22 protein-coding genes are annotated in these 23,260 nt (G+C 74.3%); 8 read left to right on the plus strand and 14 right to left on the minus strand.

Annotated features, from left to right (window positions below; translation table 11 throughout):
• The first annotated feature begins 61 nt into the window (after nt 1-61).
• Together ACWDCZ_RS31375 and ACWDCZ_RS31380 are read left to right on the plus strand one after the other, a co-directional pair.
• The gene (locus ACWDCZ_RS31375; RefSeq protein ID WP_449817601.1) at nt 62-1,276 is read left to right on the plus strand and encodes a serine hydrolase domain-containing protein; all 1,215 of its coding nucleotides are present in this window, start codon (nt 62-64) and stop codon (nt 1,274-1,276) included.
• A 106-nt stretch (nt 1,277-1,382) separates the two neighbouring features.
• Nucleotides 1,383-1,919: a hypothetical protein gene (locus tag ACWDCZ_RS31380; RefSeq protein WP_049651396.1), complete on the plus strand. Its 537-nt coding sequence runs from the start codon at nt 1,383-1,385 to the stop codon at nt 1,917-1,919.
• A gap of 74 nt (nt 1,920-1,993) precedes the next feature.
• On the opposite strand, the gene ACWDCZ_RS31385 is transcribed toward ACWDCZ_RS31380, so the two are convergent.
• Nucleotides 1,994-3,013 carry a hypothetical protein gene (locus tag ACWDCZ_RS31385; protein WP_449817602.1) on the minus strand — a complete coding sequence of 340 codons (1,020 nt, stop codon included), beginning with the start codon at nt 3,011-3,013 and terminating at the stop codon, nt 1,994-1,996.
• A 130-nt stretch (nt 3,014-3,143) separates the two neighbouring features.
• On the opposite strand from ACWDCZ_RS31385, the gene ACWDCZ_RS31390 reads away from it, so the two are divergent.
• On the plus strand, nt 3,144-3,743 hold the full coding sequence (locus tag ACWDCZ_RS31390; RefSeq protein ID WP_449817603.1) for a TetR/AcrR family transcriptional regulator: 600 nt from the start codon (nt 3,144-3,146) through the stop codon (nt 3,741-3,743).
• On the opposite strand, the gene ACWDCZ_RS31395 is transcribed toward ACWDCZ_RS31390, so the two are convergent.
• Nucleotides 3,740-4,402 (minus strand): TetR/AcrR family transcriptional regulator, encoded by a 663-nt coding sequence (locus tag ACWDCZ_RS31395; protein WP_449817604.1) that lies wholly within the window; start codon nt 4,400-4,402, stop codon nt 3,740-3,742. The two genes, ACWDCZ_RS31390 and ACWDCZ_RS31395, sit on opposite strands and share 4 nt — an antisense overlap.
• Nucleotides 4,403-4,517: 115 nt before the next feature.
• Here ACWDCZ_RS31395 and ACWDCZ_RS31400 point away from each other — a divergent pair, with 115 nt between their 5' ends.
• Both ACWDCZ_RS31400 and ACWDCZ_RS31405 read left to right on the plus strand, forming a co-directional pair.
• Entirely contained in the window at nt 4,518-5,261 is a 744-nt protein-coding gene (locus ACWDCZ_RS31400; protein WP_049651400.1) for an SDR family oxidoreductase, read from the plus strand.
• A 61-nt stretch (nt 5,262-5,322) separates the two neighbouring features.
• A complete protein-coding gene (locus tag ACWDCZ_RS31405) occupies nt 5,323-5,745 on the plus strand; it encodes a hypothetical protein (RefSeq protein ID WP_449817605.1) in 423 nt (140 codons plus the stop codon).
• Nucleotides 5,746-5,850: 105 nt separating this feature from the next.
• On the opposite strand, the gene ACWDCZ_RS31410 is transcribed toward ACWDCZ_RS31405, so the two are convergent.
• Nucleotides 5,851-7,386: a carbohydrate binding domain-containing protein gene (locus tag ACWDCZ_RS31410; RefSeq protein WP_449817606.1), complete on the minus strand. Its 1,536-nt coding sequence runs from the start codon at nt 7,384-7,386 to the stop codon at nt 5,851-5,853.
• Between the two features lie 345 nt (nt 7,387-7,731).
• Here ACWDCZ_RS31410 and ACWDCZ_RS31415 point away from each other — a divergent pair, with 345 nt between their 5' ends.
• On the plus strand, nt 7,732-8,685 hold the full coding sequence (locus tag ACWDCZ_RS31415; protein ID WP_049658731.1) for an aldo/keto reductase: 954 nt from the start codon (nt 7,732-7,734) through the stop codon (nt 8,683-8,685).
• A 27-nt stretch (nt 8,686-8,712) separates the two neighbouring features.
• Here ACWDCZ_RS31415 and ACWDCZ_RS31420 read toward each other — a convergent pair whose 3' ends face one another.
• The 4 genes from ACWDCZ_RS31420 to ACWDCZ_RS31435 form a co-directional block, all read right to left on the minus strand.
• A complete protein-coding gene (locus ACWDCZ_RS31420) occupies nt 8,713-9,315 on the minus strand; it encodes a GNAT family N-acetyltransferase (protein ID WP_117487287.1) in 603 nt (200 codons plus the stop codon).
• A gap of 103 nt (nt 9,316-9,418) precedes the next feature.
• Entirely contained in the window at nt 9,419-10,102 is a 684-nt protein-coding gene (locus ACWDCZ_RS31425) for a nitroreductase family protein (protein WP_049658730.1), read from the minus strand.
• Between the two features lie 146 nt (nt 10,103-10,248).
• Nucleotides 10,249-11,886, minus strand: coding sequence for an ABC-F family ATP-binding cassette domain-containing protein (locus tag ACWDCZ_RS31430; protein WP_074002235.1), 1,638 nt, complete (start codon nt 11,884-11,886; stop codon nt 10,249-10,251).
• A 152-nt stretch (nt 11,887-12,038) separates the two neighbouring features.
• The gene (locus ACWDCZ_RS31435) at nt 12,039-13,271 is read right to left on the minus strand and encodes a hypothetical protein (protein WP_117487286.1); all 1,233 of its coding nucleotides are present in this window, start codon (nt 13,269-13,271) and stop codon (nt 12,039-12,041) included.
• A gap of 522 nt (nt 13,272-13,793) precedes the next feature.
• Here ACWDCZ_RS31435 and ACWDCZ_RS31440 point away from each other — a divergent pair.
• Nucleotides 13,794-15,407 (plus strand): ABC-F family ATP-binding cassette domain-containing protein, encoded by a 1,614-nt coding sequence (locus ACWDCZ_RS31440; protein WP_449817607.1) that lies wholly within the window; start codon nt 13,794-13,796, stop codon nt 15,405-15,407.
• A 3-nt stretch (nt 15,408-15,410) separates the two neighbouring features.
• Here ACWDCZ_RS31440 and ACWDCZ_RS31445 read toward each other — a convergent pair whose 3' ends face one another.
• Complete coding sequence (locus ACWDCZ_RS31445; protein ID WP_449817608.1) at nt 15,411-16,877, minus strand: S41 family peptidase; 1,467 nt, start codon at nt 16,875-16,877, stop codon at nt 15,411-15,413.
• Between the two features lie 406 nt (nt 16,878-17,283).
• Here ACWDCZ_RS31445 and ACWDCZ_RS31450 point away from each other — a divergent pair, with 406 nt between their 5' ends.
• Nucleotides 17,284-17,496 (plus strand): hypothetical protein, encoded by a 213-nt coding sequence (locus ACWDCZ_RS31450; protein ID WP_074002239.1) that lies wholly within the window; start codon nt 17,284-17,286, stop codon nt 17,494-17,496.
• A 27-nt stretch (nt 17,497-17,523) separates the two neighbouring features.
• Here the strand turns inward: ACWDCZ_RS31450 and ACWDCZ_RS31455 are convergent, their stop codons facing one another.
• From ACWDCZ_RS31455 to ACWDCZ_RS31480, 6 genes are all read right to left on the minus strand, one after another.
• Nucleotides 17,524-18,174, minus strand: a complete 651-nt coding sequence (locus ACWDCZ_RS31455; protein ID WP_049658279.1) for a Pr6Pr family membrane protein — start codon at nt 18,172-18,174, stop codon at nt 17,524-17,526.
• Between the two features lie 157 nt (nt 18,175-18,331).
• Nucleotides 18,332-19,039 carry a response regulator transcription factor gene (locus ACWDCZ_RS31460; RefSeq protein ID WP_117491580.1) on the minus strand — a complete coding sequence of 236 codons (708 nt, stop codon included), beginning with the start codon at nt 19,037-19,039 and terminating at the stop codon, nt 18,332-18,334.
• A gap of 17 nt (nt 19,040-19,056) precedes the next feature.
• Nucleotides 19,057-20,355, minus strand: a complete 1,299-nt coding sequence (locus ACWDCZ_RS31465; RefSeq protein WP_449817609.1) for a sensor histidine kinase — start codon at nt 20,353-20,355, stop codon at nt 19,057-19,059.
• Entirely contained in the window at nt 20,352-21,329 is a 978-nt protein-coding gene (locus tag ACWDCZ_RS31470) for a hypothetical protein (protein ID WP_449817610.1), read from the minus strand. The genes ACWDCZ_RS31465 and ACWDCZ_RS31470 overlap by 4 nt, the downstream gene beginning before the upstream one ends.
• A 102-nt stretch (nt 21,330-21,431) precedes the next feature.
• A complete protein-coding gene (locus ACWDCZ_RS31475; RefSeq protein ID WP_449817611.1) occupies nt 21,432-21,995 on the minus strand; it encodes a GNAT family N-acetyltransferase in 564 nt (187 codons plus the stop codon).
• 80 nt (nt 21,996-22,075) lie between these two features.
• Complete coding sequence (locus ACWDCZ_RS31480; protein ID WP_449817612.1) at nt 22,076-23,140, minus strand: hypothetical protein; 1,065 nt, start codon at nt 23,138-23,140, stop codon at nt 22,076-22,078.
• Between the last annotated feature and the right edge of the window lie 120 nt (nt 23,141-23,260).

The following is a 23,260-nucleotide window of genomic DNA, read 5'->3' on the forward strand; positions in this document are numbered from 1 at the left end:
CGATCGGCCGGGGCCGCCACCCCCCGGCCCGGACGACGACCAGTCTGGAGCCGGACCGCACGTGAACGCGCACACGAACCGCAACCGTTGGGCCGTCGTGGCCGCCTCCGCCGCCCTGGCGGCCGCGCTGACGGTCGGGGCGGGCACGCCCGCTCTCGCCACCACTGCCACCGTGTCGGCGACGGCGGCGAGCCCGTCCGCGCTGTCGCCGCTCGACCCGGCGGCGCTCCGGGCCGCCCTCGCCCAGCGGCCCGCCGCCGACGTCTCCGCCGGGTTCGTGCGGGTCACCGGCTCCGGCGGTAGGTTCGAGGGCAGCTCGGCGGAGGGCGGGGCGGCCGTGGACCCGCAGGGCCGGTTCCGGATCGGGTCGATCTCGAAGGTCTTCACCGCCACCGTCGTCCTCCAGCTCGCCGCCGAGGGCCGGATCGACCTCGACGGCAGCGTCCGGCGGTACCTCCCGGACCTCCCCGCCCAGTTCGGGGCGGTCACGGTCGGACAGCTGCTCAACCACACCAGCGGACTGCCCACCGGCGACAACACGTACTGGGGCGACGGCACCACCGGCTGGTTCGCCGAGCACCGGTTCGACGCGCCCACCCCCGAGGAGATCGTCGCCTCGACGGCCGGGCAGTCGCCGGCCTTCGACCCCGGGACCGCCCAGCAGTACAACGGCATGAACACCTTCGTCGCCGGGCTGGTCGTCGAGAAGGTCACCGGCCACCGCTACACCGACGAGCTGCGCCGTCGGATCATCGGCCCGCTCGGCCTGCGCGACACCTCCCTCCCGGACGCCGACGACCCGGCGCTGCGGCGCCCCGCGACCCGCCCGTACCTGACCGTCCCCGACGCAGACGGCGGCTCGCACCGCGTGGACGTCACCGAGCAGAGCCCGTGGCCCTGGGCCGAGGGCGGCATGATCTCCAGCGCCCCCGACCTGGACCGCTTCATGACCGCTCTGTTCCGGGGCCGCCTCCTCCCGCCGGCCCAGCAGGAGGAGCTGTTCACCGTCCCGGAGGTGCCCGTCGCCCCGGGCAACCGCTACTGCCCGGACGACACGGCGTGCCTGAGCATGGGCCTCGTGCGCCTCGCCTCCGGCGGCGTCGTGGCCTGGGGCAAGACCGGCTCCCGGCCCGGTTCCACCAGCGGCGTCTTCGCCACCCGCGACCTCTCCCGGACGGTCGTGTACTCGGTCGACCCGACCACGCTGAAGGGCACCGAGACCCCGTACGCCCTCGGGCTGCTGAAGTCCGCCTTCGGGTTGGGGTCCATCAGCTGACGGCCCGTCTCCGCCGCTGGGCGGACGGGCGGCTGGCTCGCGCGGGGGAGGGGGACGGGCCGAGCGGTGGACGTGCGGCGGGGGCGGTATCCGGGAGCGTGGACGCATGCTGAAGACCATCCCGGTGGGCGACACCGAGCGCCCCGTTCCCCGGTGGGCCCTGCGGCTCGCCAAGGCCCTCCCGTTCATCGTGCTGCCGCACTGCCTGTGGCGGCTGCCGTTCGCGTTCGACTTCCGGATGGGCACCGTCGACCCGCAGGCCCCGGCCTACGTCTGGTGGGCCGCCCCGTACGTGATCGGTCTGAGCGTGCTCACCGAGGCGCTGACGCTCCTGACCCTGGGGCTGGTCAGCGGCTGGGGCGAGGTGTTCCCGCGCTGGGTGCCCGTGCTGCGGGGCCGCCGGGTGCCGCCGCTCGCGGCGGTCGTCCCGGCCGTGCTCGGCGGGCTGGTCCTGGCGGCCCTGTTCGACGGGATGCCGCTCGGCTGGCTGGGGGTGTTCGAGGAGGTCGGCTACAGCAACGGCTGGTGGCTGCTCCTGGGGCGGGTCTGCACCTCGACGGCGATGTTCTGGGGCCCGATCACCCTCGCCCTGGCCTGGGCCTACCACCGCCGCCGTCGCCCCGCCGCCGCTCCGGCCCGTTGACGCCCGGCCGCGGGCGGGCCGCCGTGCGCGGGAGGTCGGCCCGGCCGACTTCCCGCGCTTCCGCGGCGGGCGGCTCAGTGGGTGCGGTAGTAGTCGGCGACGGCGGAGAACGCCTCCTTCGGGTCCCAGGGCAGGCCGGGGTAGGTGGTTCCCGCGCGGTCCTCGTAGGTCCTGACGACGCCGTAGCTGGCGAGGTCGAGGTCGTCGCGAGGGTCACCGTCCGGGCGGTGGACGTGGTCGTAGAGGGCGAAGGTGAAGACGAAGGCGGCGTCGATGCCGCCGGCGTCGAAGGCCTCCAGCAGTTCCCGGACGTACGCGGCCTGCCCGGCCTCGTCCCGCTCGTAGACGCCGTCCAGGCGGACCGGGCCCCCGTCGGCGTACTCGACGATGTCCAGGCCGTTCGCGCCCCGGTCGCCGGCGCCGCGGAAGGTGGCGGAGCCGAACTCGGTGACGGCGACCGGCTTGCCCTGGGCGGTCAGCTCGCGGACGCCGCCGGCGAAGCGGTCGGCGGTCTCGGCGGAGCGGTACAGGTCCAGGGAGACCAGGTCGAAGGGCTCCCAGTCGACACGCTCCAGCGGTACGGCGGCGTACGTGACGCGCCCGCCGAACCGGGCCCGGACGGCGGCCACCGCCTCGGCGAGGAACGCGTTGACCCGGCCGCTCACCGCACCGAGGTGTGCGCGCACCTGCTCGGGCCGGGCGAGCAGGGCGAGGCGCTCGCCGATGCCGGAGCCGGGCAGGAACCCCGGGTTCATCAGGCTGAGTTCGGCGCCGGTGACGAACACGACCTCGGCGCCGCGCCGCCGCAGCCGCTCGGCGCGCTCGGCGCAGTCGGTGAGGAGCGCGAGCATCGCGTCGGCGGTCAGTTCCAGCGGGTAGGGCGAGAACCAGACCTCCAGGCCCAGGTCGGCGGCGTGGCCGGCGGCGAGCTCGATCCGCTCCGGGTCGCCGCCCATGATGCGGACCGCGGTGCAGTGCAGGTCGTCCCGGATGATCCGCAGTTCGCGCTCGACCGCCTCGGAGTCGAACCAGGCGCGGGAGTACGCCCCGTCCCTGATGAAGCCGGTGTCGTAGCTGATTCCCTTGGTGCGCACGTTCTTCCGCCTTTCCGGCGAGAGAGAATTTACGGTACGGCCAGTACCCTAGTTGCCGACGGCCCGGCACGGCAAGAAGGATGGGGAGGGTACGGGCGGTATCGGCGGGCGGACTGGGCGGAGCGAGGGCATGGCCGGGCAGACGCGGCGGCGCGGAGCGGCGCTGGAGGAGGCGATCCTGAGCGCCGCGGTCGAGGAGCTCACCGGGGCCGGGTACGCCGGGCTGACCATGGACAAGGTCGCCGCCCGTGCGGGCACCAACAAGAACGCCATCTACCGCCGCTGGCCCAACCGGCTGGCGCTCGGCATCGCCGCGTACAAGCAGCTCGCGAAGACCGCCCCGCTCCCCGACACCGGTGAACTGCGCGGCGACGCCCTGGAGTTGCTCCGCCAGGCGAACCGCCACTGGAGCTCCCCGCTGGGCGCCGTACTGCGCGAGCTGCTGGCCGCGGCCGGCGGCGCCACGGAGTTCCTGGTCCAGCTGCAGGACCAGTCCGGCGACGCCGTGGCCGCGCCCTGGCTCACCGTCCTGGGCCGCGCCGTCGCCCGCGGCGAGGCCGCTCCCGAGGCGCTGCACCCCCGGGTGGCGACGGTGGCGATGGTGCTGCTGCGCAACGAGTTCATGGCGCGCGGGGTGCCGACGGCGCCGGACGACGTCCTGGTGGAGATCGTCGACGAGGTGTACCTGCCCCTGGTGCGCGGGCGCGGCCAGGGGCGGCAGCGGGGCTAACGGCCGCGGTTCCCTTCGGTGTTCCCCTCGGTGTTCGCCTCGGCGTTCCCGCTGGCGTTCCCCGTGAGCAGTGAGTCGGCGAGCCGCTCCGCGGTGCCCGCGTCCAGTGGCCCGTGCCCGAGCAGGAAGCGGTACCAGAACACCCCGTAGACCTGGTCGGCGATGAGGTCCGGATCGGCGTCCGCGGACAGTTCGCCGCGCTCGCGTCCCCGGGTGAGGAGTTCGCGCAGCGCGGTGCGGCGGGTGGCGGTGAAGCTCCGCATCAGGTCGGCGAGGTGCGGGTCGCGCGCGGCCTCGCGGGCGACGGTGCGCAGCGCGGGGGCGGTGGTGTCGCGCTGGGCCGCCTCGAAGGTGGTGCTGACGAAGGCGCGCAGGTCGGCGCGCAGGTCGCCGGTGTCGGGGCCGGACACGTCCTGGTCGGCGCGGTCGGTGAGGGCGTCGAGCAGGACGGCGCCCTTGGAGGGCCACCAGCGGTAGACGGTCTGCTTGCCGACGCCGGCCGCGCGGGCGATGGCGTCGATGGTGACGGGGGTGCCGTCGGACTCGGCGAGCAGGCGCAGCGCGGCGTCGAGGATCGCGCGGTGGGCGGCCTCGTTGCGGCGGCGTCCGGTGTGCGGGCGTGCCGCCGGGGCGGCCTCGGTGCCCTCGGTCTCGCTCATCGTGCTCCCTCTCCTCCGGTGTGCCTCTCCCTGATCCCCCTTGACAAGACTATCAGTCTCGACAACCATCATTTCCGGAACCGACAGTCTCGACAAGTCGAAAGGCCCCACCACCATGAGCACTGCGTCAACCCCCTTCGCCGGACAGCGCGTCGTCGTGATGGGCGGCAGCTCGGGCATCGGCGAGGCCACGGCCACCGCCTTCGCCGCCGACGGCGCCGAGGTCGTGGTGACCGGCCGCGACCGCGACCGGCTGGACGCCGCCGTCGCCAGGATCGGCGGCAAGACCACCGGGCACCCGCTGGACGCGACCGACCCGGCCGCCCTCGCCGCCTTCTTCGCCACGACCGGCGTGGTCGACCACCTGGTCGTCGCGGTCAGCGGCGCGGCCGGCGCCGGCCCGTTCGCCCAGCTCGACCTGGCCGAACTCGCGGCCGGCTTCGACGCCAAGTTCTGGCCGCAGGTGCGCGTGCTCCAGGCGGCGCTGCCGCACCTGCGCGAGGACGGCTCGGTCACCCTGATCACCGCCGCCTCGGCCCGCGCCGCCTTCCCCGGCACCGCCGGACTGGCCGCCATCAACGGCGCGCTGGAGGCGATGGTGCCGCCGCTGGCCGTCGAGCTGGCCCCGCTGCGGGTCAACGCCGTCTCGCCCGGCGTGATCGACACCCCGTGGTGGGACCGCGTACCGGCCGAGCAGCGGGCCGCGCTGTTCGAGGGCCTCGCCGCCACCACCCCGGTCGGCCGGGTCGGCCGGGCGGAGGACGTCGCCCGGGCGATCCACCTGCTGGCCGCCAACGGCTTCGTCACGGGCGTGGTGCTCGACTGCACCGGCGGGGCGAACCTCCCGACCGGCCGCTGAGCCGGCCGCTGGGCTGCGCGGAGCCGGCGGTGCTGTCACAGCTCACCCGTACGGTTCGACCGTGAACGTTCCCGAGGTCATCCCCATCAGCCACCGGCCCGACTACCGCACCGACACCATCGGCCGCTGGCAGGGCGGCCAGTTCCTCGCTTCGGCGCTCGGCCTCGGCGCCGGCCGGTACTACGCCGTCCTGCACCGCTTCGACGGCGCCGGCCGCCACCTCGACTCGCGGATACACCCCGCCGACGAGGCGCCGCAGGCCCGGCTGCTGCTGGCGGAGTGGCTCGACGCCCTGCCCGGCCGCGAGTACGGGGACATCGCGATCGCCCCGTTCGCCGTGCACGTCGACGGCGAACTGTTCGGCCTGGTGCGCGAGGACTACGAACCGGACGAGGTGGACGACGAGGAGGAGCGGGTCCACTTCGAGCTCTACCCCGACGGCCTGGGCTTCGACGCCCCCTGGTGCGGCTGCTACGACACCTGAGCCGCCCCGGGGCGCGTCACCACTCCGCCTCCCGGTAGGCGGGGCCGGCGGCCGGCCGGCCACCGGGCGTGTGGTCGACTGCCCGGCGGCCGGTGGCCGGTGGGCTCAGCCCGCGTACTGGCCGAGGATCTTCGCGAACTCGTACGGCTGCTGCGGGATGTTGGTGCACTTGGACAGCGAGCCGCCGGTGCAGGCGTTGGCGTCCCGGGTGGCGTCCCAGAAGGAGAGCATCCCGAGGTGGTTCTGCCGGGCGAAGGCCACCAACTGCTGGGCGTCGGCCTGGTTGTAGACCTGGTGGTCGTCGTTCTCGCCGATCATCGGGGTGACGCCGACCATGGCCCACAGCTGGGCGTCGGCCTTCGCCGGGTAGAGCGCCTTGAGCTGGCCGAACAGCGACTGGGCGGCCTGGACGGCGGCGTTGCCGTAGTCCGTCCCGCTCCGGTAGTAGTCCATCGCCATGATGTTGACCAGGTCGACGGCGACCCCGGCGTCCCGGGCGGACTTGACGATGGCGACGCCCTCGGAGGTCAGGCCCTCGGGCAGGACGGGCAGGGTGAAGGAGACCCTGAGGCCCGGGTGGGCCTGCTGGAGCCTGGCGAGGGCGGCCGAGCGGCGGTCGTTGGCGGCGGTGTCGGCGATGGCCGCGCCCTCGATGTCGAAGTCGACGTAGCGCAGGTTGTAGGCGCTCACCACCGCGTCGTACTCGGCGAACAGCGAGTCCACCGTGGTGCAGGCGGCGGCGAGTTCGGTGCCGGCGGCGCCGCCGAAGGAGACCTTGACGTCGCCGCCGGCCGCGCGCAGCGCGTCCACCTGGTCCTTGGCCCAGGCGGTGCGCGGGTCGTAGGCGTTGAACCAGCTGGCCTTGCAGCCGACGCCGGTGACGAAGCCCATCGTGTAGCCCTTGAGGCCGGCGGCCTTGGCCAGGTCGGGTATCGAGGGGGTCGGCCAGGCGCCCATGTCGATGAACGGGGCGACCGGGAGCGCGACGATCGGCGCCGGGGTGCCCGGGCCGCCGGTGGGCGTACCGGTGGGCGTGCCGGTCGGGGTGCCGGTCGGGCTCGGCGGGGTCGAACTCGGCGGCGGGGTGGTCGGGTTGCCGCCGCCCGGGCCGGTCAGGGCGATGTCGTCGGCGAGGTAGCCGCCCTGCCCGTACCAGCCGTGCAGGTACACGGTGACGCTGGTGGTGGCCGCCCCGGTGGTGAAACTGGTGGACAGCTGCTGCCAGTCGGCGCCGCCGGCGGTCCAGGTGGCCGGGTCGGTGACGCCGCTGCCGGTGGCGCCGAGGTAGACGTACCGGCCCTGCACCCAGGCGCTGAGCGTGTACGTGGTGTTGGGCCGGACGCTGACGGTCTGGCCGCACTGCGCGGTGTCGCTCGCGCCCACCGCCCCCTTGAGCGCGTACGTCCCGCTGTGCGCACCGGAGTCGACCACGCTCCCGGTGCCGGCCGAACAGCTCCACGGGCCGAGCGCGCCGCTCTCCAGCCCGCCGTTGGCGAGCAGGTTGCCGTCGGCGGCGCCGGCGTTCCCGGCGAGGACGGCCAGGCCGCCGGCGGCGAGCGCGGTGGCGGCGGCGAGGCTCAGCAGGGTGGTCCGGCGGGCGGGGCGGCGGTGCGTGGGGGCGTGCTGGGGCGCGCTGGGCATGGGGGTGCCTCTCGGGACGTGGAGGCCGCCCGCGCCGCGAGGGGGAGGCGCGGGGCGGGCGGCGGCCTGGGGTGGTCCGGGGTGGGGGAGCGCGGTGCTGAGCATCAAACTGGACTAGACCAGCTGTGCACGTCAAGCATTTCCCGGCCTCGGACGCCCCGTCAGGGACAGGTTTTAGGAACGGTTAAGACGATGCCGGGCGGCGGCCGCGGCGGGCCCGGGGATGAAGGGGCTTGACCTTGAGTGCACTCCAAGGTGAAAGCTGAAGGCGTTGATCACGCACCACCACGCGAACCACCGCGGCCACCCCACGGGAGCCGCGGAGACCACGACGGGAGCACCACCATGCGCAACGCCTCGTTCGGCACCAGCGGCCCGGAGATCGGCGTCATCGGTCTCGGCTGCATGGGCATGACCTGGGCCTACACCGAGCGGGACCGGGACGACGAGAAGTCGGTCCGGGTGATCCGGCAGGCGCTGGACCTCGGCGTCGGTCTGATCGACACCGCCGACATGTACGGCCCGTACACCAACGAGGAGGTGGTCGGCGCCGCGCTGGCCGGCCCGTACCGGGAGCGCGCCTTCCTGGCCACCAAGGTGGGCATCGTGCCGGGCGGCGCGGGCCAGCAGGAGCGCAACGGCCGGCCCGAGCACGTGCGCCGCTCGATCGACGAGAGCCTGCGCCGGCTGGGCACCGACCACGTCGACCTCTACCAGCTGCACCGGGTCGACCCCCAGGTCCCGATCGAGGAGACCTGGGGCGCGTTCGCCGAGGTCGTCGCGGCGGGCAAGGCCCGGAGCATCGGCCTCTCCGAGGCGGGCGTCGAGGAGATCAAGCGGGCGCAGAGCGTGCACCCGGTGGCCTCGGTGCAGTCCGAGCTGTCGCTGTGGACCAGGGACGCGCTGGCCGAGGTGCTGCCGTACACCGAGGAGCAGGGCATCGCCTTCCTGCCGTTCTCGCCGCTCGGCCGGGGCTTCCTGACCGGCGGGATCACCTCCATCGAGGAGCTGCCCGCCGACGACTTCCGCCGCCGGCTGCCGCGCTTCCAGCACGACGCGCTGCGGGCCAACCTGGCGCTGGTCGGGAAGGTCCGGGCGGTCGCCGAGCGGATCGGCGCCACCCCGGCGCAGGTCGCGCTGGCCTGGGTGCTGGCGCAGGGCCGGTACGTCTTCCCGATCCCGGGCACCAGGACGCCGCGCTACCTGGTGGACAACGTGGGGGCGGCCGGGATCGAGCTCTCGGCGGCGGACCTGGCCGAGCTGGACGCGCTGCCGGCCGCGACCGGCGAGCGCTACTGACGGCGGCGCTGCCCCGTACCCGCGCCGTCAGCGCTCCCGCACCCACACCAGCTGCCGTCCGGTCTCGCCCGGAGCCCGGACGGCGGCCTCCGCGACCCGGTCCAGCCGGTAGCCGAGCTTGCGCGGGACGGCCGCGCTGGCGCCGTTCGCCCGGTCGCAGCGGATTTCCACCCGGGTGATCCCGGGCAGGGCCAGCGCGGCCTCGGTCAGCGCCCCGGCCGCGGCGGTGGCGATGCCCCGGCCGACGTGCCCGGCGGCGACCCAGTAGCCGATCTCCAGCGCGCCCGGGCCGATCCGCCCGTGCAGGCCGAAGGCGCCGATCACGCCGCCGGGCTCGGCGTCCAGGCCGGCCAGGTACATGAAGTCGGTGCCGGCCTCCCAGGCGGCCGCGCCGGCCCGGGTCAGCTCGGCGGTCCGGGCCCGGGAGGGGGCCTCGGCCGCCCACTCCATCCAGGGCCGCAGGTGGTCCAGGTTGGCGCGGACGGCCTGGTTCAGCGCCGCCGTGTGGCTGCTGCGGCGGCGCCGCAGCCAGAGGCCGCCGGGCAGCCGCAGCCGTTCCGGCGGCCGCCCGGCGGTCGCCTCCACCAGCGGCGGGGCGAGGCCGCAGGGCCGTGGCTGTGCTTGGCTCATGGCGGCGATTATGTCCTTGGCCGGGACCTGTCACCATCGGATATCCCTCTGGTGGCGGGCGCGTCCCCCCGGTGGCGGGCGCGCCCGGCCGCACCCCGGCGCGTCAGAGCCGGACCATCACCTCGTCGAGCTCCTTGCGCCGCAGGTCCGGCACGCGCGCCCCCTCGGCCGGGTAGCCGACCGGGATGACGTACGCGGCGCGCTCCTCCGCCGGGCGGTCGCACACCTCGTTGAGGAACTTCATCGGGCTCGGGGTGTGGGTCAGCGTGGCCAGGCCGGCCTGGTGCAGCGTGGCCAGCAGCAGCCCGACCGCGATCCCCACCGACTCCTTGGTGTAGTACGGGCGCGGCGACTCGGGGCCCTTGTGCACCTCGAACACCACGATCACGGCCGGCGCGTCCTCCAGGAACGGCTTGCGCCAGTCGGTGCCGATCGGGGCGAGCGCGGCCAGCCACTCCTCGGACGCCCGGTGGCCGTAGAACTCGCGCTCCTCGGTCTCGGCCGCCTCGCGCAGCCGCCGCTTGCGCTCCGGGTCGGTGATCACCACGAACCGCCAGGGCTGGACGTGCGCGCCGCTGGGCGCGGTGGAGGCGGTCCGGACCGCCCATTCGACCACCCCGTCCGGGATCGGGCGGGTGGAGTAGTCGCGGACGGTCCGGCGCTGCGCCATCACGTCGTGGAAGGACCTGCTGCGGGCCTCGGCCTCGTGGGCGGGCACCGTCATGGGGGTGAGCGGGACGGTCGGGTGGGACGTCCCCGCCACGGCGCTGTCAGTGCTGTCAACCATGGCGCACAGCACAGCACATGACGGCCCCTCCGGGAGGGGGTTTCCGGGAAGAGGTAGAGACCAATCCCCGGAGGCCGATCCCGGAGGCCAATCCCCGGAGGCCGATCCGGCCGGCGGCCGATCCCGCTCCCCGGGCCCGGCAACCCCTACAGCTCGTGCGCCCGCCCGTCCCGGACCTCGATCCGCCGGTTCACCGCCACCGTGTCCAGCATCCGCCGGTCGTGGGTGACCAGCAGCAGGGTGCCGGTGTACGAGCCGAGCGCGGACTCCAGCTGCTCGATCGCGGGCAGGTCCAGGTGGTTGGTGGGCTCGTCCAGCACCAGCAGGTTGACCCCGCGGGCCTGCAGCAGCGCCAGCGCGGCCCGGGTGCGCTCGCCGGGGGAGAGGGTGCCGGCCGGGCGCAGCACGTGCACCGCCTTGAGGCCGAACTTGGCCAGCAGGGTGCGCACGTCCTCCGGCGCGAGCTCCGGCACGGCGGCCGCGAAGGCCTCCAGCAGCGGCTCCCCGCCCAGGAACAGCCCGCGCGCCTGGTCCACCTCGCCGACCACCACGCCGGAGCCCAGCGAGGCGCTGCCGCCGTCGAGTTCGAGCCGGCCGAGCAGGGCGGCCAGCAGCGTGGACTTGCCCGCGCCGTTGGCGCCGGTGATGGCGACCCGGTCGGCCCAGTCGATCTGCAGGTCCACCGGGCCGAAGGAGAAGTCGCCGCGCTTGGCGACGGCCGCGCGCAGGGTGGCCACCACCGAGCCGGAGCGCGGCGCGGTGGCGATCTCCATCCGCAGCTCCCACTCCTTGCGCGGCTCCTCGACCACGTCCAGCCGCTCGATCATCCGCTGGGTCTGCCGGGCCTTGGAGGCCTGCTTCTCGGTGGACTCGGTGCGCTTCGCCTTGGCGTTCTTGTCGTTGTCGCTGCTCTTGCGGCGGGCGTTGCGGACGCCGTGCTCCATCCAGTTGCGCTGCATCTGGCCCCGGGCCTCCAGCGAGGCCTTGGTGTCGGCGTACTCGTCGTACTCCTCGCGGGCGTGCCGGCGGGCCACCGCCCGCTCCTCCAGGTACGCCTCGTAGCCGCCGCCGTACAGGTTGACCTGCTGCTGGTGGAGGTCCAGCTCCAGCACCTTGGTCACGGTGCGGGCCAGGAACTCGCGGTCGTGGCTGATCAGCACGGTGCCCGTGCGCAGGCCCTTGACGAAGGACTCCAGCCGCTCCAGGCCGTCCAGGTCGAGGTCGTTGGTGGGCTCGTCGAGCAGGAAGACGTCGTAGCGGGAGAGCAGCAGCGAGGCGAGGCCGGCCCGGGCGGCCTGGCCGCCGGACAGGGCGGTCATCGGCAGGTCCAGCGAGACCTTCAGCCCGAGCGAGTCGGCGACCTCCTCGGCGCGCTCCTCCAGGTCGGCGCCGCCGAGGTCCAGCCAGCGCTCCAGGCCGACGGCGTACGCGTCGTCGGCGCCCGGCCGGCCCTCGACCAGGCCCTCGGTGGCCTCGTCCAGCGCGGCCTGCGCGGCCGCCACACCGGTGCGGCGGGCCAGGAAGTCGCGCACCGACTCGCCCTCGCGCCGCTCCGGCTCCTGCGGCAGGTGGCCGACGTTGGCGCTCGCCGGGCTCAGCCGCAGCGAGCCGCCCTCGGGGGTGTCCAGGCCGGCCAGCAGCCGCAGCAGGGTCGACTTGCCGGCGCCGTTCACGCCGACCAGGCCGATCACGTCGCCGGGGGCGACGACCAGGTCCAGGCCGGAGAAGAGGGTGCGTTCGCCGTGGCCGGCGCTGAGGTCCTTGACTACGAGTGTGGCGCTCATGATGAGCCCGATTGTAGGAGGAGCCGGGCGTCCGGCCGAAAAGACGGGGGCCGCGGCCGTCGCGGCCGCGGCCCCCGGATCACCGCTCGGCGGGTCACCGCGCCGCTCGGAAGACCACTCGGCCTTCGTCGGAGCGGGTCACTCGGCCTTCTTCACTTGGCCTTCTTCGAGAAGTACTCGAACATGTGCTGGGCCACGTCCTCCAGGTACGGACCGGCCTCGTAGGTGTTCGCGCCGTTGCCGATGGAGGTGTCGCTGACCAGGGCGGGCTTGCCGTCCTTGGTCGCGTACCAGCCGCCGCCGCTGCTGCCGCCGGTCATGTTGCAGCCGATCAGCAGCATCGCCGGGCGGCTCGGGTCGCCGGTCTTCTTGGACGGCTTGCCGCCGTCGCAGTGCTCCAGCTCCACGCCGTCGAAGGGCTTGCCCTCCGGGAAGCCGTAGTTGCTGACGGCGCCGACCTGGTCACGCGGGGCGTTGAACCAGAGCGGGACGGAGCCGCCGACGGTCTCCTCCAGCGACTTGCCGCCCGGGCTGGGGTTGGCGACCTTCACGATGCCGAAGTCGTACTGGCTCCACGGGCCGCCCTTCTCCGGGTCGGCCTCCGCGGCCCACTGCGGCGAGACCATGCCGGAGGTGGCGGTCCACTCGCCGTACGGCTCGGCGTCCTCCAGCTTGGCCTGCTTGTTGCCGTTGCTCAGCACGCCGTTGCTGTTGAAGGCCGGGGCGAAGGTGATGTCGGTGTAGTACTTGTTGCCCTTGCCGCCGTGCAGGCAGTGGCTGGCGGTCCACACCAGGTTGCTCTTGCCGGGGTTGGCCGGGTCGGAGACGACGGTGCCGGAGCACACGTAGTCCTCGTTGCCGTCCTTGAAGAAGATCTTGCCGTTGACGTGCATGTTCTTCGGGAACGGGTGCGCCACGGGCTTGGCCGGGACCATCGCGGGCAGCTGGTCCGCGCCGCCGCCACCGCCGGGCTGGGCCGCGGTGGGCTGGGCCGTGGGCGCGGCCGAGGCGGGCGCGCTGGTGGCCGGCGCGGCGCCGGTGGGCTGCGCGGGCGGCTGGGTCCCCTCCGGGGCGGGCTGCGGCAGCGGCTTCGGCTTGGCGTCCAGCAGCTTCTGCAGGGTCCAGTAACCCTTGACCGCCGGGGTGATCACGTTGGCCTGGGCCCACTTGTCCCAGTCCTCCAGCTTCCAGGTCTTCAGCTCTTCGAGCGTCGGAAGCTTGATCGGAGCCGCGCCCGGCGTGCCGGAGGCGCCGGCCGTGACTCCGGGAGCCGCGGTCACGGCCGGGTCGGCGTTGTCGGGGCCGCACGCGGTGGCGACCACCATGGTCAGCGCGACGACGGAGGCGCCCAGGACGGCACGGCCCGGCCGGGATATCGGTGACATGAGTTCAAATCCCCCTGTTGACTACCGCCATGCGGCCCGTTCCCCGGGTGCGGCCCGACTCGGCCGCAGGCATGGCAGGTGAGGAGTCTGCCATGCGTCCGGGGGACTCCCGAATTCCGCACCGGACCGGGACGGGGCCGTCACCGGATGGGCACGGGATCGGCACCGGGGGCCCGTCGAGGAGCGGTCCCGGGGGTGCGCTCGGCGGGTCGCGCGGTGGTCGCGGCGGGCCCGGCGGCCGGTAAATCGGTTGCACGCCCCGGGCGGGCTGCCTAGCGTGGTCCGGGTCATCAGCCAGACAAGGAGAAGGCCGTTGCTCTACTGAGGTCCCGGGACACCGCCCCCGCCGCGCAGGCCCTGCTGCCGTCGCGCGGTGCGCGAGTGTGCGACCTCAGTCACGGCCCGTGGCACTCCTCTGTGTGACGCCACCCCTTCGTTCCCCCGGCCGTGCCCGGTTTCCGCACCCGCGGTGTCTCCCCGTGTTGCTCACCACCCCTTCGGCAACCACCCCGGGAGGCCTGTATGGCACACCACCCCACCACCACCGCCGTCCTCTGCACCGAGCTCTCGTTCGAGTGGCCCGACGGCAAGCCCGTCCTGGACGGCTTCCAGCTCGCCGTCGGCCCCGGCCGCACCGGCCTGATCGGGCTCAACGGCGCGGGCAAGTCCACCCTGCTGCGGCTGATCGCGGGCGAGCTCACCCCGACCGGCGGCACCGTCCGGATCGACGGCGAACTCGGCTACCTGCCACAGGGGTTGACGCTCGACACCGCCTTGCGGGTGGACGAGGCGCTCGGCATCCGGGCAGCCCGCGAGGCCCTGCACGCCATCGAGTCCGGCGACACCGACCAGCGCCACTTCGACGCGGTCGGCGACGACTGGGACGTCGAGGAGCGCGCCCGCGCCACCCTCGACCGGCTCGGCCTGCACCGCCTCGGCCTCGACCGGACCACCGGCGAACTCTCCGGCGGCGAGGCCGTGCTGCTGCGGCTGGCCGCCCTGCTGCTGGCCCGCCCCGACGTCCTGCTGCTCGACGAGCCCACCAACAACCTCGACCGGGCCGCCCGCGAGCGGCTCTACGAGACGGTGGCCGGCTGGAACGGCGTGCTGCTGATCGTCAGCCACGACCGCGAGCTGCTCCGGCACGTCGACCAGATCGCCGACCTCCGGGACGGCGAAGTCACCTGGTACGGCGGCAACTTCGAGGAGTACGAACGCACCCTCGCGGCCCAGCAGGAGACGGCCGAGCGGCTGCTGCGCAACGCCGAGGCCGACGTCCGGCGCCAGAAGCGGGACTTGGCCGAGGCCCGCATCCGGTTGGACCGCAGCGCCGCGTACGGCAAGAAGCGCTCGGTCACCCGCAACGACCCGCACATCTTCGCCGGGATGCTCAAGCGCAAGGGCCAGGAGACGGCCGGCCGCCTCCAGGGCATGCACACCGAGCGCCTGGAGGAGGCCAAGGCCCGGCTCGACGCGGCCGAGGAGGCCGTCCGGGACGACGCCGAGATCCGGATCGACCTGCCGCGCACCGCCGTCCCGGCCGGGCGCACCGTGCTCACCCTGGACAGGGTCCGGCTGCCCCACGGCACCACGGCCGACCTCGACCTGCGCGGGCCCGAGCGGATCGCGCTGGTCGGCCGCAACGGCGCCGGCAAGACGACGCTGCTGCGCACCATCGCGGGCGAACTCGCCCCGCCGGCGGGGGAGGTCGTCACCCCGGTGCCGCTGCGGCACCTCCCGCAGCGGCTCGACCTGCTGGACGAGGAGCGCTCCGTCGTGGAGAACGTCAAGCTGTTCGCCCCCACCGCCGGGGACAACGCGGTCCGCGCCCGGCTCGCCCGCTTCCTGTTCCGCGGCGCCCGGGCCGACCAGCCCGCCGCCACCCTCTCCGGCGGCGAGCGGTTCCGGGCGACGCTGGCCGCCCTGCTGCTGGCCGACCCGCCGCCGCAGCTGCTGCTGCTCGACGAGCCGACCAACAACCTGGACCTCGCCAGCGTCCGCCAGCTCACCCAGGCGCTGTCCGCGTACCGGGGCGCGCTGATCGTGGCCAGCCACGACCTGCCGTTCCTGCGCGGCCTGGGCCTCACCCGGTGGCTGGAGCTGGACGGCGAACTGCGGACGGTGGAGCCGATGTAGCGCCTACTGCTGCTCCTGCCGTTGCTGCTCCTGGTCGTTCTCGGCGTTCCCCTGGTCGCCCTGGTCGCCCTGGTCGCCGTGGTCGCTTTGGCTGCTTTGGTTGCCTTGGGCGTCCTCGGCGAGCATCCGGCGGGCCGTGCTCAGGGCCGAGTCCCTGAGCGCGGCCAGCTCGTCCGGGGTGAAGACCGGTGTGCGGACGTTCGGCGGGATGCCCGGGCCGTCGAAGGTGCTGCCGTTCCTGGTCAGGTACTTCTCGTTCGGCAGGACGGCCATGAAGTCCGGCGAGAGCGACTTGATCATGATGTCGGAGAAGACGCCCTGGGTGTTCTCGCCGACCCGGAGCACCCGCGGGGAGCGGCCCGTCATGGCCTGGGTGAAGGTCTCCGCGGCGCTGGTGGAGATCGAGGAGGTGAGCACCGCCACCGGCCCGGTGAAGTGCCCGCCCGCCGACGGCCGTACGGTGATCGGCTCGGGCCGGGTGAACTTCGTCGGGTCGGCCGGGTCGTTGCGCGCCACCTTCCGGTAGGCGACGTACGGGCGGTCGGTGAGCCGGGCGGCGATGTGCAGCCCGAGCGCGTCCGAGCCGCCGCCGTTCAGCCGCACGTCGACGACCAGGCCGGTGGGCCGGTCCGGGCCGGCCAGCACGGCGTCCAGCGCCCGGTCCAGCTCGTCGACCTGGCTCCGGAAGTCGCCGTCGGTGTAGCCGTCGAAGCTGCTCACCCGGAGGTAGCCGAGGCCGTCCGGGAGCCGGCCCACGCCGAGCCGGCCGCCGGCGAACTGCTGCTCCGGGCCGGTGAGCTGGGCGGCCGAGGCCTGCAGGGCCCGCGCGGTCAGCTCCGGGGTCTGCACCGTCGAATCCGGCCGCTGCCCGCCGAAGACCTCCTTGGCGTGCCCGTCGACCACCCGGGCCAGCCCGGTGTGCGCGTCGCCGAGCGGGCGGAGCATGTCCGTGAAGACGTCCTGCAGCCGGTCGGCGGTCGTCGCCGGAGTGATCGTGGGCCGCTTCTCGTCCCGGACGGCGTGCCAGTCGATGCCCTTGGCGGCGAAGAACGGGTAGTTCTCCTCGAAGTCCTCCCAGAACCGGTCGAAGACCGCGAGCGGGTCGTTGGGAGCAGGCCGCGCGCACAGCGGCGGCAGGGCGTCCAGGCGGGTGAGCGACTTGGTGCCGACCCCGCTCTCCTCGCGTTCCACGGCCCGGTTCCGGCCCTTGGGGGTGAGCGTCATGGCGAGGTTGCCCACGGTGTAGCGGGTGGTGCCGTCCGGGCCGGGCTCCGAGGCCTGCGTCCCGGTGACCCACCCGGGCAGGCAGCTGTGCGCGGTCACGTCGTAGGTGGTGACCCGGCCCCCGGAGACCGCGATCAGCAGGCCGTAGCCCTCCGTCCGCCAGACCCCCTCCAGCGGGTTCCCCCGCCCTTCCTGCGCCGCGGCCGCCGCCGGTGCCGCCAGCCCCACCGCCGTCGCGAGTGCCACCGCCGCGGCCGCGGCCCGGCCGACGCCGCTTCCGGTCCTGCTGCGCGCCGTTCCCGTCGTGCGTCCTGTTCCCGTCCTGCGCGCCGTTCCCGCCGTGCGCGTCATCCCTGACCTGCGTGCCATTCCTGACCTGCGTGTCATCTCCGGCCTCCGCCGAAACCCCGGTCTCCCCCGCGGAACCCCTCCGCCACCGCTCCCCGTCGACGCTACGGCCGGCCCCACCGCCCGGGCGTCATCCGACGAGCCGCACCCGCTTCCTCCTCCGGGCGCACCGGCTTCCTTCTCCGGGCCGACCCGGAGCCGGGCGCAATGGTCCTCGGCGGTCTCGACAGCGACCGTTTTGACTGCGGGTGAAAAACCGCCGTCCGCGGCCCCAACTACCCGTCGCTCCAGTACCATCAGCGGCATGCCTGCGCTCACCATCGAGTACACGGAGCACGAGCTCGCCGCGATCCGCGAGGCCGCCGCCGCGGACGGCAAGACCGTGAAGGCCTACGTCCACGACCTGAGCGTGCGCGAGCAGCAGCGCCGGGTCTTCGTGGACCACGCGGTGGCGTTCTGGAAGGCGCACCGGGCCGAGTTCGACGCCGCGTTCCCCGAGGACGCGCCCGCCGCGTGAGCGACGGGGGAGCGTGAACTCCCGGGGCTATGCCTGCGGCGTCGACCGCAGCCTTCCCGCGATCCGCGTCCCGAGCCGGTCCAGCCCGACGACGAGTGCGGCGAGCGCCACGAACTCGACGGTCAACAGGGCTATCTGGCCCCAGACGTAGCCGTAGCCCTTGGTGGTCGGGTCGAAGAAGAAGTACGGGTAGGGCATCGGGTAGTCGTCGAACAGCGCGTTGCGGGTGAGCACGATCGCCGCGTAGCCGAGCGGGAAGCCCAGCCAGAGCGGGATGTCCTTCCAGGCCGAGGCGTTGCGCGGCTTGAGCACCAGCCAGTCGGCGATCACCATCACCGGCGTCACGTAGTGCAGGAAGAACGACGACCAGTGCGCCAGCTTGTCCGGCCCGCTGACCAGCCCGGGCAGCGGGTTGGCGCCGTGTTCGAGCAGGATGTGCGAGACCAGCCCGGTGATCAGGATGTACAGCGTGGCGGCGCCGCGCAGCCGGGGCGCGGGCGCGTCCACGGTGCCGCGCTTGAGCATCCAGTACACCGCGCCGATGAAGTAGCCGAACACGATCACGTTGCTCTGCACGGTGAAGTAGACCAGCGGCGCGGTCCCGAGGGTCAGGCCGAGGCCCGCCGAGAGCACGATGCCCATGCGCCACCAGAGCGCGGGTCGGGTCCGGACTGTCATGCGGCCACCAGTTCGTTCCAGGCGATACGGGAGGTATCGGACGTCGAGGGGGAAACCCGCACTCTACTCGCTGGTACCGATCGGATGGAATCCACGTTCGAGGCGCTCGGGCATACCGGGGGCACGGGGGATGGCCGCGGTGGATCCTGAGCAGGCGTCAGCCCGGCAGCACGAAGCCCGACTCGTACGCCGCGATGACCGCCTGGGTGCGGTCCCGCGCGCCCAGCTTGGCCAGCACGCTGCCGACGTGCGTCTTCACCGTCTCCTGGCTCACCACCAGCTGCCGCGCGATCTCGCCGTTGTTGAGCCCGGTGGCCATCAGCCGCAGCACCTGCCCCTCCCGCTCGGTCAGCCGCCCGATCGGCCCCCGGTCGCCCGACCCGGCCTCCCGGCGCCGGTCCGCGCCGTGGCGCAGCGCGAGGTCGCGGACGGCCGCCGGGAACAGCAGCGAGTCGCCGCGCGCGACCAGCCGCACCGCCTGCACCATCTCCTCCGCCCGGGCCCGCTTCAGCAGGAACCCGGCGGCGCCCGCGCGCAGCGCGTCGTACACGTGGTCGTCGTGCTCGAAGGTGGTGACCACCAGGATGCGCGGCGGCGGGGCCATCCCGTTGACCAGCTGTTCGGTGGCTCGGATGCCGTCGATGCCGGGCATCCGGACGTCCATCAGCACCACGTCCGGGCGCAGTTCGCGCACCAGCGGGACGACCTCGGCCCCGTCGGCGGCCTCGCCGACCACGGTGAGGTCCGGTTCGCTGTCGATCACCACCCGCAGGCCCAGGCGGACCAGCCGCTCGTCGTCCGCGATCACCACCCGGATGCCGTCGGCGCCCTGCCGCGTTCCCTCGTCCACGGCGTCGTACCCCATCTCGTTCATGTCCTCGTTCACGTCGTCCCTCCCACCGGCAGCCAGACGGCCAGCCGCCACGTCGTTCCGTCCCCGTCCGGCCCCGCCGTGCTGCCGCCGTGCAGGGCCGCCGCCCGCTCGCCGATCCCGCGCAGCCCGCGCCCGCCGCCGGGGCGGCTCGGCCGGGCGGGGCCGAGCGGATTGGTCAGGTCGATCTCCAGCCGGCCGTCGGCGAGCCGGACCCGCAGCCCGGCCGGGGCGGGCCCGGCGTGGCGCAGCACGTTGGTCAGACCCTCCTGCACGATCCGGTACGCCTCGCGGGAGACCGGCTCGGGCAGGCCGGCCAGCCCGGGCGCCAGCTCGGCGTCCACCGCCACCCCGGCGCGGCCGAGCTGGCGCAGCAGGTCGTCCAGCCCGGCGAGGGTCGGCCCGGCGGGCCCGGCGGCCTCCGGGTCCTCCTCGCGCAACAGCCCCAGTACGGCGTCGAGTTCGGCGACGGCCGCCCGGGCGGTCTCCTCGATCGCCGCGAGCGCCTCGGCGGCGAAGTCCGGGTTGCTGCGCAGCACCCGGGCGGCGGCCGAGGCCTGGATGCCGACGGCGCTGAGCGCGTGGCCGACCGAGTCGTGCAGCTCGCGGGCCAGCCGGTTGCGCTGGGCGAGCACGGTGGCCCGGCGCTCGGCGGCGGCCACCCGCTCCTCCGGGGTCGGGCCGAGCAGGGCGGGCGCCCAGCGGGCGAGCAGCGCGCCGCAGACGGCGTTGGTGCCGACGATCAGCAGCAGAACGCCGAGGCCGAGGACCGGGCCGGTGACCAGCCAGCCGGGGAAGTGCCGCTCCCACAACCGGACGAACTCCCTGGTCCCCGCGAAGCCGCAGACCAGCACCACCGCGAACGGGGTGCCCGCCAGCGTCATCCCGGCGACCACCCCGCCGAACAGGACGTGCAGCACGTACCAGAGCGCGGTGCGCCACCGGGCGCCCCAGGAGCGGGCCGGTCCGGTGGCCAGCTCCTCCGGCCGGGCCGCCGAGCACAGTGCCCGCGCCGCCGCGCCCTCCAGCCCCCGCACCATCGGCACCAGCGCGGTGACGGCGGCCATCGGCAGCGAGGTGAGCAACGACAGGACGTACAGCAGCAGTTGGCGTCCGGGCGGCTGGTTCGGGTTGAGCGCCCCGTACAGCACCACCGACAGCATCCAGTACGGCATCAGCAGCGCGCCGCCCAGCACCAGGTGCACCCAGCGCAGCCGGGCCCGCCGGCCGACCGACGCGCCCGCCGCACGCCGCAGCCGGACGCCCACCTCTCCCGTACGCCGCAGCCGCATGCCCACCCCCGTGATCACCCGCGCGACTCTACGGCAGCGGCGCGCCGGAGGGTGCCGCGTTCGGTGAGCGCGACCGCCCCGACCGCCAGGACCAGCACCGCGGCCACCACCTGGGCACCCTGGACCAGGGGGGTCAGCCCGGGGACGGCCGTCCGCAGCTCGGTCACCCGGGTCGTCGTCGCCCCGAAGGCCACCAACTGCCAGGCGCCCCAGCCGAACAGCGAGCCGGCCGCCGTCCAGACCGCCAGCAGCGGCCCGAGCAGCCGGCGCCCCGGACGGAACCGGAAGACCAGGACCAGCAGCGCCGCCGCCGCGGCCACCGCCATCACCGCGGTCACCCCGTTCATCACCGCCACGCCCCGGGACCGGCCGTCCACCAGGTCCTGCGGCACTCCGGCGGTGCCGCCGAACGCCCAGTAGACCCGGGCCGCCGCGACACCCGCGGCGAGCAGTGCGGCGACGCAGGCGAGGACGCGCTGCACGGTCAGGGTGGGGGAGTCCGGCAGGTCGCCGATCCGCTCCCGCAGCAGCCCGGCCCAGCGCCGGCGGGCGTACAGCACGAAGGCGGTGATCAGCGCGAGGCCCTGGACGGCGAAGCCGCCGTACACGACGGGGAAGACCCAGCCGCCGAGGCCCTTGTCGTCCGGGTCGGCGCTCTCCGGCCCCAGGACCAGGAGGCTCAGCAGGTACGGCGGCAGCGCGACCAGGATCGTGCCGAGCAGACCGGTCGCCACCCACATCGGGAACGCCACCAGCCCGGCCGGCGCCCGCCGCCCCCACGGCCGGACGAACGCCAGTGCCAGGGCCACGGCGATCGCGTCCATGCCGAAGGTCAGCAGGTTCACCAGCCACAGCCGGTCCATCTCGCCGGGATCGCCCGCCCCCACCGGATGCCCGGTCAGCCACAGCAGCTTCAGCGTCAGGTACGGCCCGGTCGCCGCCACCGCCGTCCACGCCGCCCCGGCCCGCACCACGTGCTCGTTGATCCTCATGCCCCCACGGTCCCGCCGGGCCGGGCGCCGGGGCCTCCGCCCGGGGCGCGATCCCGCTCCCCCTGGCGGGGGATCTCGGGCCGACAGGGGCTCCTCCGGGCCTCAGGGCATCCGGTGGATCACCCGGTCCTCCTCGTCGGTGCGGCCGTCCGGGTCGGCGACCAGCCCGAGCCGCTCGGCGAGCCGGCGCGAGGGCAGGTTGTCCGCGTGGATCAGGGCGACCACCGGGACGCCGGGGTGGCGCGGCAGCGCCTCCGCCATCGCCGCCCGGGCCGCCTCCGCCGCGTACCCGAGGCCCCAGGCGGACGGCCGGAACCGGTAGTAGAGGTTGAACACCCGCTCCCCGTCCAGGGTGTGCAGGTAGAGCCCGGCGAACCCGATCACCGTCCCCGGGTCCTCCCGGGTGGCGACGGCGCAGTACCCCACCCCGTCCCGCACCCAGTCGGCGACGAACCCGTCCAGCATCTCCCGCGCCTGGACGAGCTCCCGCTGCGGCCCGTGCGGGTTGTACCGGTTGGTCTCCGGATCCCCGTGGATCGCGAACACCGCCCCCACGTCCCCCTCCCGCGGCCGCGTCAGCACCAGCCGCTCGGAGACGGCGACGACGGTGCGGTCGGTGCGGTCGGTACGGTCGGTGGTGGTGGTGGTGGTGGTGGTGGTGCTCATGGTGCTCCCCCGTGTCTTACGTAATAGGTCCATCGCAAGATAGACCATTACCCCGACACCCGCCCGCCCATTTCCGCCCGCTACAGGATCGGCTCACACCCGATCGCCTGGCCGCCGGCCGTGAGGAACTGCTTCCAGGCCTCGTCGGAGGTGGAGAACAGGTGCCCCAGGTGCCTGATCGCGCCGATCCGGAAGTAGACGGGGCGACCGTGGCAGGTCACCACGATCTCGTCCCGGGGGAGGGACCCCACCCAGCGGGCACGGCCGAACGCCGGCCTGGTGTCCCGCTCGGTGGCCTCCGGCCGGAGCCGGGACTCGGTGGCGATGACGAGGGAAGAGGTGCTCCCGTGCGCATCCTCAGGCGTGATCTCGCAGGTCCACAAGGGATCGGATCCGACGGTCACGGCCTCCCTGTAGCGCTTGTCGGGCGAGCGCCGGACGGAGACCCCCGGCAGGCCGCAGACCGCGTCGCCGTCGAGCTCCCGCTCGGTGGCGGCCGGGGCCAGCTCGTGCAGGACGGGCAGCGGCGCCTTGCCGCAACCGCGCTGGTCCGCGATGCGGTCGGCCGCCGACACGGCGAGCCGGGCGAGCTTCAGCGGGTCGGGATCCTTCCCGGAGTACGCGGTGACCCTGGCCCAGAGCCCGTTGGGGCAGCCCTCGGGGAGCAGTGCCCACGCCTCGTCGCCACGGACGGCGCCGACCGCGCCACCGTTCGCCGAGGCGGCGAACGTCCGGGCGCCGGGAGGGATCGGGAGGTGGAACACATCCTTGCTCTCGCCGAGGGACACCCGGATGTTCCGGTCGTCACCGAACATCCCGCCGGCCACCTTCACGGTGCAGACCGCCGTGCCGCGGCTGACGTTCCCCTCGTACGGCTCCGCGCTGACCTTGCCCGACCCGAGCGCTTCGTTCACCGCCCGTGAGCTCACCACCTCGTCGCACACGCTGTCCGGCCCGAACCTGTTGGTCATGTCGTCCGCCAGCAGCGCCCACCCGGCGACCCCCAGCCCGGCCACCAGCCCGACCGCCGCCACTGCCATGACCCCGGCCCGCACCCGCAGCCCCCGCGTGGTGAACCCCCGCCGGTCGAGCGCCGCGTCCATCCGCCCGACCGGGCCGTTGGCGGAGCCGTTCTTGTCTTCCATGGTGTGTCGTTCCCCGGTTGCTGCTCGGTCGGTCGGATTCAGGCTGCTCAGGTCCTGTCGTTCCACCGAGCCCGTGCTCGGCGGCAGCCCGTCCGTGCGGTCCGTGCCGGCGCTCGCGCC

This window comes from Kitasatospora sp. NPDC001225 (genome assembly GCF_053597855.1).

Coding starts and splice junctions, on each gene's coding strand:
- ACWDCZ_RS31470 (WP_449817610.1), bottom strand. CDS start 21,329: ATGAGGATCAACGAGCACGTGGTGCGGGCCGGGGCGGCGTGGACGGCG.
- ACWDCZ_RS31425 (WP_049658730.1), bottom strand. CDS start 10,102: ATGGTTGACAGCACTGACAGCGCCGTGGCGGGGACGTCCCACCCGACC.
- ACWDCZ_RS31415 (WP_049658731.1), top strand. CDS start 7,732: ATGCGCAACGCCTCGTTCGGCACCAGCGGCCCGGAGATCGGCGTCATC.
- ACWDCZ_RS31435 (WP_117487286.1), bottom strand. CDS start 13,271: ATGTCACCGATATCCCGGCCGGGCCGTGCCGTCCTGGGCGCCTCCGTC.
- ACWDCZ_RS31440 (WP_449817607.1), top strand. CDS start 13,794: ATGGCACACCACCCCACCACCACCGCCGTCCTCTGCACCGAGCTCTCG.
- ACWDCZ_RS31410 (WP_449817606.1), bottom strand. CDS start 7,386: ATGCCCAGCGCGCCCCAGCACGCCCCCACGCACCGCCGCCCCGCCCGC.
- ACWDCZ_RS31420 (WP_117487287.1), bottom strand. CDS start 9,315: ATGAGCCAAGCACAGCCACGGCCCTGCGGCCTCGCCCCGCCGCTGGTG.
- ACWDCZ_RS31480 (WP_449817612.1), bottom strand. CDS start 23,140: ATGGAAGACAAGAACGGCTCCGCCAACGGCCCGGTCGGGCGGATGGAC.
- ACWDCZ_RS31400 (WP_049651400.1), top strand. CDS start 4,518: ATGAGCACTGCGTCAACCCCCTTCGCCGGACAGCGCGTCGTCGTGATG.
- ACWDCZ_RS31380 (WP_049651396.1), top strand. CDS start 1,383: ATGCTGAAGACCATCCCGGTGGGCGACACCGAGCGCCCCGTTCCCCGG.
- ACWDCZ_RS31475 (WP_449817611.1), bottom strand. CDS start 21,995: ATGAGCACCACCACCACCACCACCACCACCACCGACCGTACCGACCGC.
- ACWDCZ_RS31395 (WP_449817604.1), bottom strand. CDS start 4,402: ATGAGCGAGACCGAGGGCACCGAGGCCGCCCCGGCGGCACGCCCGCAC.
- ACWDCZ_RS31460 (WP_117491580.1), bottom strand. CDS start 19,039: ATGGGGTACGACGCCGTGGACGAGGGAACGCGGCAGGGCGCCGACGGC.
- ACWDCZ_RS31430 (WP_074002235.1), bottom strand. CDS start 11,886: ATGAGCGCCACACTCGTAGTCAAGGACCTCAGCGCCGGCCACGGCGAA.
- ACWDCZ_RS31390 (WP_449817603.1), top strand. CDS start 3,144: ATGGCCGGGCAGACGCGGCGGCGCGGAGCGGCGCTGGAGGAGGCGATC.
- ACWDCZ_RS31450 (WP_074002239.1), top strand. CDS start 17,284: ATGCCTGCGCTCACCATCGAGTACACGGAGCACGAGCTCGCCGCGATC.
- ACWDCZ_RS31455 (WP_049658279.1), bottom strand. CDS start 18,174: ATGACAGTCCGGACCCGACCCGCGCTCTGGTGGCGCATGGGCATCGTG.